This is a genomic window from Caulobacter sp. HJHS_5, from assembly GCF_056683955.1.
On record NZ_JBWZNC010000003.1, the window covers coordinates 58,080 to 70,939 of the forward strand.

The window sequence follows — 12,860 nt, forward strand, 5'->3', positions numbered from 1 at the left end:
AATGCGATCAAGCGCGGGAGAGTCCCAAATTGGAACCGCTGGAGGGTGTCAGCAGGGACAAGTTGCGGGTGGGTCTTGGACCCCTTGCGCTGCCCCGCGTCGCGCTTCTAAGCCAGTTCCGCGCCAGGCTTACGAAGACCTTCACTCGCAAGGAACGGGCGGAACGCTGGGTTCTTGTCGAGGCGCTTTGCCTTTGTGCTTGCCTGGAGCGGCGGCATGGAAGGGTCGGGATGGACCTGATCCAGGCGTCGGGGGCGACGGCCCGGGTGCGGTTGGAAGCGATAAGAATTGCGGATAGGCGTCTAAGAGGGGGCGTGACGCAGACTAATACTTGAGCGACAACCTATCCCCCGCCTGTATATTATACAGAGGCAGCTTTCTTGGCTTTATAGATCCCGGAAGCTGCCGCGGATGACAAGAATATCCGAGCGCTCCGGACGGTGAGGTCAGATCGCGCATGGCCGCCCTCTTAGCCTTTCTCAGCCTCGCATGCGGCGTCGTCGTCTGCCTGATACCGGTTGTGGCGCCGCTCAGCGATATGAAGACGCAAGACCTCCTGATCGGGCAAGGCGTCATCTTCATGCTGGCGGCCATGGCGTTGGTGCTCGCACGCCGACCCGATGAGGTCGCGCCCGACCCACGGTCGAGAGACGACGGCGGCCAAGTCGCCGATCGCCCCGCCCCAGAGAAGGCCGCTGAACTCGCCGACAAGGCTGGAGCGACCGACGCCACGCCGGCTCTGGTCCAGCCGCCGCCCGCCATCCGCCGCCCGCGTGCGGATGAGATCGTGCAAAACGATCATGTCCTCGGTCACGTCGAGGGCGCGAGGAGCATCCCCGGGGGCTATCACTTCGTGAGGCTCTACGTATCCGACGCCTTTGACGAGAGCCGAGAGTTCATCACGCAGCAGATGCGGATCGTGCTGGCGAGCCGTGACCCGGTCACCTCGGGATACGGATATGGCGAGGGCCGGAAGTTGGTCTTGCACAATGTCACGGCAAGCATAGTTGGGCCGATCGAACCGAGTTGATCAAATGCCGCGTCGGCGAAAGCGCCGCCCTTAGACCGCGGGCGATCGCCGATCGGCGCCCGATGGAACGCAACCTCAGCGCGGCTGCAGCATGGCGTCGGAAGGTCTCGCGGCGCGAATCACCAGGGTCATCCCGATGGCGCCTGGACGGCGGAGATTCGACGAAAGCCGCCCCTTAAACCCGCGACGCGTTGTCACAACGCCCGCTCGAACGGCGCCACGCCGGCTCGCCCGCGCCATCATTCATGGGGCTGATAATGCAGGAGATTTCGGCGCGCGCCCTACCGCGCGTCACCCCCCGCGCCCGCGCGAGTTGTTTTCAGAGACGCACACTCTCGCACGAGGCGAAAAATAGTAGGAGTTCCGCAATCGATTTGTGCTTACCTCAATGCAAGCATTCGAGAAGATGCGGGAGGGGTTGGTGTCTCAAACAATCAGCACTTCGCATGTGCAACATACGAATTCGCTGCTGCGAAGCAAGCCGGCGCGGTATCGAATCCGCTGGGAATTCATCTTATGCGTACTCGCTTGCGCGGCGTTCCATGCGCTTTGGATCAGTATCGCCTTGCGGATGCTTTGACGAGACATCCCGGAGGCCTCACTTAAGCCTTCCTTCACAGAGCCATCTTGATCTCAGCTTCCAGTGCTGAGCGGCAGAGTCGATTGGCGAACGATGAGTTGGCACGGCAGGACGGTGTCCTGCTCGACGCTGTCGCCCGCCAGCATCCGCACGAGTTTGATCATCGAAAGATAGCCGATCTCGAAGGTCGGTATCCGCACGGTGGTGAGAGCCGGCTCGTAAAGGGCCGCGATGCGCTGGTCGTCGAAGCCCACGACGGAGACATCCTGCGGCGTGCGCAGCCCGGCGCGGCGCAAGGCGCGGATCGCCCCGACCGCCATTTCATCGTTGGCGGCGAACACCGCTGTCGGCGGCGGGCCGGCGGCCAGGAGCGATTCCATGGCCTGTTCGCCCGACTCCACGGTGAAGGCGCCCGAGGCGACCAGGGCGGGATCGAAGGGCACGCCGCGGGCCGCCAGCGCGCGCTGAAAACCTTCCAGCCGGTGGCCGGTCATCGGCGAGAAGGCCGCGCCGGAGATATGGGCGATACGGCGATGGCCGAGGGCCAGCAGGTGTTCGGTCACCTCGGCGGCGGCGGCGGCGTGATCGACCCGCACATTCGGCAGGTCGTTGTCCGGCCCGATGTCCACGGCGATGACGATGGGCGGCAGGCGGCGGGCGCCCTCGGCCAGGTTCGCCAGGCCCATGGAGGACACCAGAACCATGCCGTCGGCGCGACGGCTGTTCACCTGGTCGACGAAGCCGCGTTCGCGGGCCGGGTCACGCTCGGTGTGGCCGATCAGCACGCTGTAGCCGGTCTCGCGCGCGGCCTGCTCCGCACCGCGGAAAAACTCCAGGAAGAAGGGCGAGAGGCTGGGAGCGGTGACGATGACCAGCCGCGTCTCGTTGGTCTTCAGGTTGCGCGCCACCAGATTGGGCCGGTAGCCCAGTTCGTCGATCGCCTTCGACACCCGCTCCAGGGTCGCGGCGTTGAGCATGCTCGGATTGCTCAGGGCTCGCGAAACCGTGGCGATGGAAAGCCCGACGGCCTCCGCCACATCTTTGATCGTCGCCGGCTTGCCCGTGTGGGGCCTGGTCGCCTTGTTCATCTTGGCCCGCTGGGCGGCCCCCTCAATCTCGACTTCGTAGTGCTCCGTAACACTACGTAGGGGACTTTCCGAAATTTCGCGCGCGATCGCGAGGCCCTACCCCCTTGAAACATCAGTTCGGGGGATGTCGAAAATGAGCCTTGCCCACGATTTCACCGCCGACGGCCCCGCCGTCTTCGCCCTCGCAGACGCCTTTGGCCGCCTCGGCGCACGTGTCGCCTTCGAGCGCGACAGCGAGATCTACGCTCAGGACGATGAGGCCGAGCGCCTCTATCAGGTCGTCCGCGGCGTGGTTCGCACCAGCCGGGTCACCTGTGACGGCCGTCGCCAGGTCGGCGACTTCTACTACGCCGGCGAGGTTTTCGGCCTGGAGCCGGGCCCCGATCACCGTTTCGCCGCCGAGGCCCTGACCGACTGCGAAGTGCTGGTCGTGCGTCGCAGCGCCATGCGCGCCTTCGCCGGCGAGGCGGAACTCAACCGCGCCATTCTGGAGGCCACCGGCCGCGAAATGGAACGCCTGCAGGACCATGTGGTGATGCTCGGCCGTAAGAGCGCCCGCGAGCGCGTGGCCTGCTTCCTGATGGGCCTGGCCCACCGCCAGACCAAGAGCGAGGTCGACCTGCCGATGAGCCGGCAGGACATGGCCGACTATCTAGGCCTGACCATCGAGACCGTCTCGCGCATGCTGACCCGGCTGCAAGGCGACGCCATCGTCACCTTTCCGTCCACGCGCCGCTTCGAGGTGCGCAAGTGGGCCGCTCTCGAGGCGATGGCCGCGTGATCTCCCCGCGGATTTGACCATGCGATCTGAGGCCGGTCCTCAGATCGCCTTTGCGTGCCGCGTTCCGTCGCCGTCGAGATAGGCGTCAAAGGCGGCGGCCACCGAGCGGACCAGGAGGCGGCCGTCGCCGACCACCCGCAACACGCCGTCGCCGCCAAGCGTGGCCAGGCCATCGCGGATGAAGGGCGTCAGCTTCGGCAGGGCGGCGTCGAACACCCCGGCATGGGCGCGATGACGCAAGCCCACGGCCTCCAGATCGACTTCGAGGTCGCACATCAGTCGCTCGATCACCTCGCCGACCATTCGGTCCTCATCGGTCACCGCGACGCCCCGCGCCACCGGCAACCGACCGGCCTCGACCGACGCGCGCCAGGCGATCTCGACCGCTGCGTTCTGCGCGAAGCCCTGCGGCAGGCGCCCGATCGAGGAGGCGCCGACGCCGAGCAGGGTTCCGGCCTGATCGGTGGTGTAGCCCTGGAAGTTGCGCCGCAAAGTTCCGTCCGAGAGGGCTCGGGCCATGTCGTCGTCGGCGCGGGCGAAGTGGTCGAGCCCGATCCGGACGTAGCCGGCCTCGGCCAGCCGCTCGGCCGCCGCCTCCGACTGATGCAGGCGTTCGAGCGCCGATGGCAGCTTGGCCTCGTCGATCAGGGCCTGGTGCGGCTTCATCCACGGCACGTGGGCGTAGCCGAACAAGGCGATGCGCTCCGGCGCCAGGGTCAGGATGGCGTTCAAGGTCTCCAGCGTACCGGCGGTGGTCTGGCGCGGCAGGCCGTACATCAGGTCGAGATTGATCGAACCAACGCCGACCGCGCGCAGGCGGTGCACGGCGCGGGCCACCTGATCGAAGGTCTCGTGACGATTGACCGCCGCCTGCACGGCCACGTCGAGGTTCTGCACGCCCAGGCTGGCGCGATTCAGACCGTGGTGACCGGCCGCCTCGATCCATTCGGCCGACGTCGCGGACGGGTCGAGCTCGGCGGCGACTTCGCAGCCCTTCTCGATCTCGAAGGCCTCGCCGATGGCGGCGAACAGGCGATTGAGGTCCTCCGGGGCCAGCATGTTGGGCGAGCCGCCGCCGAGATGGATGGCGCGCACCTTCAGTCGGGCCGGCAGGGCCTCGGCGAGCATGGCGATCTCGCGGATCAGCAGGGTGACGTAGTCAGAGATCGGCCCACGCCGCCGCACCGCCCGGGTGTTGCAACCGCAGTAGAGGCAGAGCTGGGCGCAGAATGGGATGTGCAGGTAGAGCGAGATCGCCTCGCCAGGCGGCAGGGCCGCCAGCCAGCCGCGATAGGTCGCCTCGTCCACCGCCGGCCCGAACTGCACCGCCGTCGGGTAGCTGGTGTAGCGCGGCGTGCGTCCGTCGTAGCGGGCGACGAGGTCGGCGAGGCGACGCAGGCGAGGATCGGGCAGGACATGCAGGGTCATGCCGCCTTCGTGACGCGGGCGCCGACGGCGCGCCCTGATCTCGATCAAACCGCCGGACGGTCCTCGGGCTCGTCGACAAGGATCCGGGCCGCGTCGCCCGCGGGGTCCTCGTACTGGCCGTCCCGCAGCGTCCACCAGAAGGCCGCCACCGCCAGGAGGCCAAGCCCCAGGGAGAAGGGCGCGAGGAAGAGGACGATGGTCATGCCGCCCTCCCCTTCCTCAGCAGGCCCGTGCGCAGGGCGTTGAGCGTCACCACCAGCGAGGAGCCGGACATGGCGAGGGCGGCGACGAACGGATTGATCAGGCCGAACATGGCGGCCGGCGCGGCCACGGCGTTGTAGAGGGCCGCGAAGCCGAAGTTCTCCAGCGCCCGTCCCCGGGCGCTGCGGGCGATGTCCACGGCCTCGACCACGGTCATCAGGGCCTCGCCCGAGAAGACCAGGTCGGCGGCGTTCTGGCTGGCCTCCAGGGCCGAGCCGGGCGCCATGGCGACGTGGGCCCTGGCCAGGGCCGGGGCGTCGTTCAGCCCATCGCCGATCATCACGACCTTCAGACCCGCCGCCGCGCGGGCCTCGATCACGGCCGCCTTGTCCTGCGGCGTGCAGCCGGCGCGCCAGGCGGTGACGCCGGCCTCACGGGCGACGCGGCGCACGGCGGTCGCGACGTCTCCGGATAGAATCTCCACCGACAGTCCCCGCGCGGCGAGCGCCTCGACCGCCGCCGCCGCATCCGGGCGCAACGCGTCCTCGAACCGCAGACGCACCTTGGTGTCGCCCTCGAATCCGAACCACAGTTCGGTCTCGTCACCCTCCTCCCCGATTCCGAGAAAGGCGGCGCGGCCGAGGCGCGCGCGACGGCCGTCGATAACGCCTTCGACGCCCTGACCGGGATGCTCGACCACCTCGCTCGCCAACGGCCCGTCGCCTGCCGCCTCGGCCAGGGCGCGGGCCAGGGGGTGACGCGAGGCGCGCGCCAACGGCGCGGCCTGAGCGACGACGCGCTTCGGGGCGTCGATCAATCGCGGACGGCCGAGAGTCAGAACGCCGGTCTTGTCGAGGATGACGTGACTGACCTCAGCCAGACGCTCCAGCGCGGCGCCCGACTTCACCAGCACCCCACGGCGGAACAGGCGAGCCGAAGCCGTGATCTGCACGGCGGGCGCGGCTAGGCCGAGGGCGCAGGGGCAGGTGACGATGAGCACGGCGACCGCGCGGATCAGGGCCTCGCGGGGACCGAGCCCCAAAACCCAGCCGCCCGCGAAGGTGGCCAGGGCCGCGGCGTGAACCACCGGCACATAGATCGCCGCCGCCTTGTCGGCGAGGCGCACGTACTTCGAGCGCGACTGAGCCCCGACCTCGACCAGGCGGGCGATCTCGGCGACAGCGGAATCGTCCGACCGCGCCGTGGCGACCAGGGTCAGCGCGCCCGAGAGGTTCACCGCCCCGGCGCGGCACGGCGCCCCGACCGCGACGGCGGCCGGCGCCGTCTCGCCGGTGAGCAGGCTGTTGTCGAGTTGGCCCGCCCCTTCCACCACGCGGCCGTCGACCGGGATGCGGTCTCCGGGCCGCACCAGCACGCGGTCGCCGGGCGCGACCTCGGCCAGCGGAACCGAACGCATCCGACCGTCGCCATCGACCAGGGTGGCGCTCGCCGCTTGCAGAGCCAGAAGGTCGGCGGCGGCGCTGGAGGCCCGGGCGCGCAGGCGATGCTCCAGCCACCGGCCGATGAGCAGCAGGAACAGCAGCGAGACGGCGGCGTCGAAATAGACGTCTCGCCCACGCAGCACCGTTTCGGAGAAGCTGATCGCCAGCGTCAGGATCACGCCGATGGAGATCGGCACGTCCATGTTCGCGCGCCGGGCCTTCAACGACCGCCAGGCGGAGCGGAAGAAGGGCATGCCGGCGAAGATGGCGCAGGGCGCGCCGACCGCGCCGGCGAACCACATCATCAGGGTGCGCGCCGCCGGCCCGAGTTCCTGGCCGAACAGTCCGGCCCAGATCGGCACCGAGAACATCATGGTGTTCATCACGCCGAAGCCGGCGACGGCGAGCGCCAGAACCAGTTCACACCCCTCGCGGTCGCGCCGGCGCTTGACCTGGGCGGGATCGTAGGGACTGGCGGGATAACCGAGCTTGTCGAGCGCCACGATCACCTGGCCGGCGTCGGCGCCCCCCCGCGAGAAGTCGACCGTCAGATGCTTGCGCGTCAGGTTCACCCGCGCGGCCGAGACGCCGGGCAGCGCCGCCACCACGCGCTCGATCTTGCCCAGGCAGCCGGCGCAGCGAATGTCGGGAACCAACAGGTCGAGGCGGGAGCCGCCGTCGTCGCGGGGCCTGAGGAAAGCACGCAGATCCGCTTGCGGAATGAGTTCGGTTACGGCCAAGTCAGCCTCCGCTCGGCCATGAACCGGGCGCCGTCCCTGGCCTTGGCCTCGGCGGTCAGATCCCACGCTCCGGCGAGCCCCGCATGCATCGCGACGTAGCGGCCGCCGCCATGCTCCTCAAATCGTAGAGCGATACGGCCAGCCTCGGTGGCCGGTCGTTCGAGCTTGCCGGTGATCGCCAGACCTTCGACCGGGCGGCCATCGCGATCGCGATAGTCGAGCACCACCTGGCCGGGCGCGGCGCTGGCGGCGGCGGCCCAGCCGAGCGCATCCTGGCGATGCAACTGGGCGAGACGCTGGTTGTAGATCAGCCCGTCCTCGTAGGGGGTCACCGATACCTGGCCGGGAAAGCTGCGCACGGCCATCACGGTGAAGGTCGCGTCGACGGCGATGATCACCGCGAAGAAGGCGACCACGCCGAACAGCACATGCACGCCACGCAGGCGAAAGCCGGTCGCCGCAGCCTCGGTCATTGCTCGGTCTCCACGCCGGTAAGGAAGACGGTTCTGGCGAGGGCGGTCTCGCGGGCGTCGCGGATGCGGAAGGCGGCCGGCAGGCTGGGCGCGGCGATGCCCGTCACCGGGGCGGTGACGAAAACGCGGAAGGCGCGCACCTCATTGGCCGGCACGACGGCGCGGACGACCTGGCCGCTGGGCTCGCCGGGACTGCGCAGGACGGCGCCGGACAGCCCCTCCAGCCGCACCTCGAAGGTGCGGGCCTCGAAGGCGCGGTTGGCGATCTTCAGGGTGTAGCCGTTGCGCACCTGGCCGTCGTGCAGACGCACATAGGTCGGGTTGCGGTCGCGCAGGGCGTGCAGCTCGACCATCGCCCGATGGGTCAGACCCCAGGCCATCAGCCCGCCGATCGCGACCAGGGCGACGGCGTAGTAGAGGGTGCGGGGACGCAACAGGCGATAGATCGGCTTGTCGCCCTTGGATCGCGCCTCGACGGCGGCGTCGGTGTCATAGGCGATCAGACCCGTCGGCCGCCCGACCTTGGGCATGACTTCATCGCAGGCGTCGATGCACAGGCCGCAGTTGATGCACTCCAGCTGCGCGCCATCGCGGATGTCGATGCCCATGGGGCAGACGACGACGCAGGCGTGGCAGTCGATGCAGTCGCCACGTCCTTCCCAGCTTTCAGCCTTCTTGTGCGCCCCGCGCGGCTCGCCGCGGTCGTAGCGATAGGTGACCTGCAGCGAATGCTGGTCGAGCATGGCGCCCTGGATGCGCGGCCAGGGGCACATGTAGATGCAGACCTGCTCGCGCATGTGCCCGGCGAAGACGTAGGTGGTGGCCGTCAGCAGGGCGCAGGAGACGTAGGAGGTAATCGGAGCCGCGCCGGTCCAGAACTCGCGCAGCAGCAGCGGTGCGTCGCGGAAATAGAAAATCCAGGCCCCGCCGGTGCCGAACGCGACCGCCAGCCAGACGGCGTGCTTGCCGGCCTTGCGCCACAGCTTGTCCGGCGACCAGGGCGCGGCGGCGAGACGCATGCGGGCGTTGCGGTCGCCTTCGAACAGCCGCTCCACGAAGATGTAGAGGTCGGTCCACACGGTCTGGGGGCAGGCGTAGCCGCACCACAGCCGCCCGAACAGGGCGGTGACGAGGAACAGGGCCAGGGCCGCCATCACCAGGAGGCCGGCGACGAAATGGATTTCCTGCGGCCACAACTGCAGGCCGAAGAAATAAAAGCGGCTTCCGAAGAAATCGACCAGCACCGCCTGATCCGGCAGATCGCCCGGCCGGTCCCAGCGCAGCCACGGCGTGATGTAGTAGACCGCCAGGGCGGCGACCAGCAGGACCCATTTGATCTGGCGCCAGCGGCCATGCGCCTCCTTCGGATAGATCGGGACCCGTGGCTTGTAGAGACCCTTGTTGCTGGTCCGACCGGCGCGCGCCCGCGCCGCCGCGGCCGCCGAGACCGGCGTGCGGGGCGAGGGCGAGGTGCGGTCGATCACGACGGTCATTTCGCGTCGCCGCCCGCGTTCACGTGGACATAGACGGCCAGGGCCTTGATCGTCTCCGGCGAGAAGCGGGCCTGCCAGGTCGGCATGACGCCGTTGCGGCCGTTCCAGATCTGGTCGTGGATCGCTTGGCGGCCGGAGCCGTAGAGCCAGTCCGCGTCGGTCAGGTCCGGCGCGCCGGGCGCGACCCCGCCCTTGCCGTCCGGCCCGTGGCAGGCCGAGCACTGATCGGCGAAGGTCTGGCGGGCGCGTTCGACAGCGGCCGGGTCGGCCGGCCGGCCGGCGAGGCCGGTTACGTATTCCACGAGGTCGTTCACCTGCGGGCCGGTGAGCATCTGGTCACGCCCGAAGGCCGGCATGGAGACGCCGGCATGCGTTTCGGCGTGGCCGGAGCGCACGCCCACGGCGATCGTCCGCCGGATCTCCTCCAACGAACCGCCCCAAAGCCAGACGTCGTCGCGCAGGTTGGGATAGCCTCTGGCGCCCGCGCCGCCCGCTCCATGACAAGTGGCGCAATTGTCGCCGAACACCGACTGACCGATCTGCGTCGCCAGGGTCTGCAGTTCGGGATCAGCCTCGATCTGTTCCAGGCTGGCGCTGGCCAGCCGCGCCTCGCCCGTCTTGCGTTGAGACGCCAGGACGCCGAGTTCGCCGGCGACTTCCGCGCGGTCGGAGTGATTCAGCAGGCCATGGGTATAGCCGCGCACGCCCGGCCAGGCCGGCATCAGCACCCAGTAGATCGCGGCCCAGACGATCGAGCCGTAGAGAATCCACAGCCACCAGCGCGGCAGGGGGTTGTCGAGCTCCTTGATGCCGTCCCACTCGTGGCCCGTGGTTTCCACGCCGCTGTGGTCGTCGCGCTCACGTTGCGGATGCTCAGCCATGGTCGCGCTCGTCGTCTTCGAGGGGCAGGTGGGCGAGGCGCTTGAAGGTCTCGCGGTGGCGCGGCCAGAGGGCGTAGGCGACGCCCGCCGCGAACATCAGGCCGAAGAAGATCGTGCCGCCCTGCTGAGCGAACCGGGCGACCGCCTCATATTCCAGCTGGAGAAGGCCGCTCATCGCATGTTCTCCGGGTCTTCCGCCTTGTAGGTGCGGAAATCGACCATGGTCCCCAGCACCTGCAGGTAGGCGATCAGGGCGTCCATCTCGGTGATCCGGGCGGGATCGCCGTCGAAGTCGCGCTGGGCGACCTTGGCGTCGTAGCGCTGGCGCAGGTCCGAGGTCTCGCTGGCGAAGGGATCGGCCTGGGTCTCCAGGTCCGCCTTGGCGTTGGCGATCTGGCTGTCGGTATAGGGCACGCCGACCGCCTTCAGCGTCTTCAGCCGCTGGGTCATGTTGCGGTAGTCGAGCTCGGTGCTCGCCAGGAAGGCGTAGGGCGGCATGTTGGATTCCGGCACCACCGAGCGCGGGTCGTCCAGGTGTTGCTGATGCCAGCCGTCGGAGTATTTGCCGCCGACGCGCGCAAGGTCCGGGCCCGTGCGCTTCGACCCCCATTGGAAGGGGTGGTCGTACATGCTCTCGGCGGCCAGGCTATAGTGGCCGTAGCGCTCCACCTCGTCGCGCAGAGGTCGGATCATCTGCGAGTGGCAGACGTAGCAGCCCTCTCGCACATAGATGTCGCGCCCGGCCTGCTCCAGCGGGGTGTAGGGGCGCACGCCGTCCACCTTCTCGATGGTGCTCTCAAGGTAGAACAGCGGCGAGATTTCGATCAGACCCCCGATCGACACGGCGACGATGATGCCGAGCGTCAGGATGATCGAGTTGCGCTCGAACTTCTGGTGTTTCTTCCACATGGACAGGGCCCTCACTCGGCCGCCGCGGGGGCGGAGAGGGGCGGCGTGATCGCGGTCGCCAGGCCGGCCGTGGCTCGGCCCGGCATACGGATCGTACGCCACAGGTTGTAGGACATGATCAGGGCGCCGGAGAGGAACATCAGGCCTCCCACGGTGCGGATGATGTTGGGGATGTGCTTGGCCGCGACGGTCTCGACGAAGGCGTTCGCGAGGTAGCCCTGAGGCGTGTATTCGCGCCACATCAGGCCTTCCATGACGCCGGAGACCCACATCGAGGAGATGTAGAGAAGGATCCCGGTGGTCGCGATCCAGAAGTGCCACTCGACCAGCGTGTTCGAGTACAGCCGGTCCTTCTTCCACAGCCAGGGAACCAGCATGTAGACGCAGGCGAAGGTGATGAAGCCGTTCCAGCCCAGGGCGCCGGAGTGCACGTGGCCGATGGTCCAGTCGGTGTAGTGCGACAGGGCGTTGACCGCCCGCACGCTCATCAGCGGCCCCTCGAAGGTGGCCATGCCGTAGAAGGCCATGGCCACCACCATCATGCGGATCACGGGGTCGGTGCGGACCTTGTCCCAGGCGCCCGAGAGGGTCATGAAGCCGTTGATCATGCCGCCCCAGGACGGCATCCACAGCATGATCGAGAAGGTCATGCCGAGCGTCTGGGTCCACTGCGGCAGGGCCGTGAAGTGCAGGTGGTGCGGGCCCGCCCAGATGTAGATGAAGATCAGCGACCAGAAGTGGACGATTGAAAGCCGGTAGGAATAGACCGGCCGCTCCGCGCGCTTGGGCACGAAGTAGTACATCATCGCCAGGAACGGCACGGTGAGGAAGAAGGCGACGGCGTTGTGGCCGTACCACCACTGGACCAGGGCGTCCTGAACGCCGGCGAAGGCGGAGTAGCTCTTGGACTCCAGCAGGCCGACCGGAACCGCCGCGTTGTTCAACAAGTGCAGGATGGCGATGGTGACGATGAAGGCCAGGTAGAACCAGTTGGCCACATAGATGTGCGGCTCCCTGCGCTTCCAGATCGTGCCCAGGAAGACGAGGAGGTAGACGACCCAGACGAGGGTCAGCCACAGATCGACGTACCACTCGGGCTCGGCGTACTCGCGGCTCTGGGTGATCCCGGCGAGATAGCCCGTCGCGGCCAGCACGATGAACAGCTGATAGCCCCAGAAGACGAACCAGGGCGCGACGCCGCCGGCCAGGCGCGCCTTGCAGGTGCGCTGCACGACATAGAAGGAGGTGGCGATCAGGCCATTGCCGCCGAAAGCGAAGATCACCGCCGAGGTGTGCAGCGGGCGCAGGCGGCCGAAGTTCAGCCACGGGGCTTCGGGGAAATAGAGAAGGCGCGGCCAGCTGAGCTGGGCGGCGGCGAACACCCCCGCCGAGAGGCCGACAATGGCCCAGACCATGGTGGCGATGACCCCGGCGCGGATCACGCCGTCGGCGTAGCGGTCCGGTTCGGACCGCAGGCGGCCGGAATTTATGCCCACGGTCAGCACGCAGAAGGCGATGACGAAGGCGGCCGAGAACACCCAGCCGTGGAACCGGAACGCCGGGTCGGGGCTAAGGGCGGTGGCCGCCAGGCTGAGCAGCGCGGCCACGCCCGTGAAGACATAGAGCGCGATGGCGTCGGGCGGCGCGTCTGAAGAAGGTTTGGCGGCGAGCTGGGCCATGGCGTCCAGGCGATTGCTGAGGTTGCGGCAGCCAGTGCCGCAGCCACGCCGCCGGCGCGTTGACATCGATCAAGGGCGGCCGGCGCGGCCCGCGGCAAGAGGGCCGCGCACTCGGAGACCGGCATGCGACCGTCG

At 68.4% G+C, this 12,860-nt stretch carries 12 protein-coding genes; 2 read left to right on the plus strand and 10 right to left on the minus strand.

Going from position 1 to position 12,860, the window contains the following annotated elements; translation table 11 throughout:
* Nucleotides 1-457 precede the first annotated feature (457 nt).
* The gene (locus ACFLIT_RS06545; RefSeq protein WP_479910406.1) at nucleotides 458-1,030 is read left to right on the plus strand and encodes a hypothetical protein; all 573 of its coding nucleotides are present in this window, start codon (nucleotides 458-460) and stop codon (nucleotides 1,028-1,030) included.
* Between the two features lie 633 nt (nucleotides 1,031-1,663).
* Here the strand turns inward: ACFLIT_RS06545 and ACFLIT_RS06550 are convergent.
* Complete coding sequence (locus tag ACFLIT_RS06550; protein ID WP_479910407.1) at nucleotides 1,664-2,698, minus strand: LacI family DNA-binding transcriptional regulator; 1,035 nt, start codon at nucleotides 2,696-2,698, stop codon at nucleotides 1,664-1,666.
* A gap of 133 nt (nucleotides 2,699-2,831) precedes the next feature.
* Between ACFLIT_RS06550 and ACFLIT_RS06555 the strand changes: the two genes are divergently transcribed.
* Entirely contained in the window at nucleotides 2,832-3,479 is a 648-nt protein-coding gene (locus ACFLIT_RS06555) for a helix-turn-helix domain-containing protein (RefSeq protein ID WP_479910408.1), read from the plus strand.
* A 39-nt stretch (nucleotides 3,480-3,518) separates the two neighbouring features.
* Here the strand turns inward: ACFLIT_RS06555 and hemN are convergent, their stop codons facing one another.
* Genes hemN through ccoN form a run of 9 tightly spaced genes read right to left on the minus strand, consistent with a single transcriptional unit; the run spans nucleotide 3,519 to nucleotide 12,725 of the window.
* Nucleotides 3,519-4,907, minus strand: coding sequence for an oxygen-independent coproporphyrinogen III oxidase (gene hemN, locus ACFLIT_RS06560; protein ID WP_479910409.1), 1,389 nt, complete (start codon nucleotides 4,905-4,907; stop codon nucleotides 3,519-3,521).
* 44 nt (nucleotides 4,908-4,951) lie between these two features.
* Nucleotides 4,952-5,110, minus strand: a complete 159-nt coding sequence (gene ccoS, locus ACFLIT_RS06565) for a cbb3-type cytochrome oxidase assembly protein CcoS (protein WP_479910410.1) — start codon at nucleotides 5,108-5,110, stop codon at nucleotides 4,952-4,954.
* A complete protein-coding gene (locus ACFLIT_RS06570) occupies nucleotides 5,107-7,290 on the minus strand; it encodes a heavy metal translocating P-type ATPase (RefSeq protein WP_479910411.1) in 2,184 nt (727 codons plus the stop codon). The genes ccoS and ACFLIT_RS06570 overlap by 4 nt, the downstream gene beginning before the upstream one ends.
* Nucleotides 7,281-7,763, minus strand: coding sequence for a FixH family protein (locus tag ACFLIT_RS06575; RefSeq protein WP_479910412.1), 483 nt, complete (start codon nucleotides 7,761-7,763; stop codon nucleotides 7,281-7,283). Before ACFLIT_RS06575 ends, ACFLIT_RS06570 begins: the two co-directional genes overlap by 10 nt.
* Entirely contained in the window at nucleotides 7,760-9,256 is a 1,497-nt protein-coding gene (gene ccoG / locus ACFLIT_RS06580; RefSeq protein ID WP_479910413.1) for a cytochrome c oxidase accessory protein CcoG, read from the minus strand. Before ccoG ends, ACFLIT_RS06575 begins: the two co-directional genes overlap by 4 nt.
* Nucleotides 9,253-10,137, minus strand: coding sequence for a cytochrome-c oxidase, cbb3-type subunit III (ccoP, locus tag ACFLIT_RS06585; RefSeq protein ID WP_479910414.1), 885 nt, complete (start codon nucleotides 10,135-10,137; stop codon nucleotides 9,253-9,255). Before ccoP ends, ccoG begins: the two co-directional genes overlap by 4 nt.
* Nucleotides 10,130-10,312 carry a cbb3-type cytochrome c oxidase subunit 3 gene (locus ACFLIT_RS06590; protein ID WP_479910415.1) on the minus strand — a complete coding sequence of 61 codons (183 nt, stop codon included), beginning with the start codon at nucleotides 10,310-10,312 and terminating at the stop codon, nucleotides 10,130-10,132. The genes ccoP and ACFLIT_RS06590 overlap by 8 nt, the downstream gene beginning before the upstream one ends.
* Nucleotides 10,309-11,052: a cytochrome-c oxidase, cbb3-type subunit II gene (gene ccoO, locus ACFLIT_RS06595; protein ID WP_479910752.1), complete on the minus strand. Its 744-nt coding sequence runs from the start codon at nucleotides 11,050-11,052 to the stop codon at nucleotides 10,309-10,311. The genes ACFLIT_RS06590 and ccoO overlap by 4 nt, the downstream gene beginning before the upstream one ends.
* A 5-nt stretch (nucleotides 11,053-11,057) precedes the next feature.
* Nucleotides 11,058-12,725: a cytochrome-c oxidase, cbb3-type subunit I gene (gene ccoN / locus ACFLIT_RS06600; protein WP_479910416.1), complete on the minus strand. Its 1,668-nt coding sequence runs from the start codon at nucleotides 12,723-12,725 to the stop codon at nucleotides 11,058-11,060.
* Nucleotides 12,726-12,860: the final 135 nt, after the last annotated feature.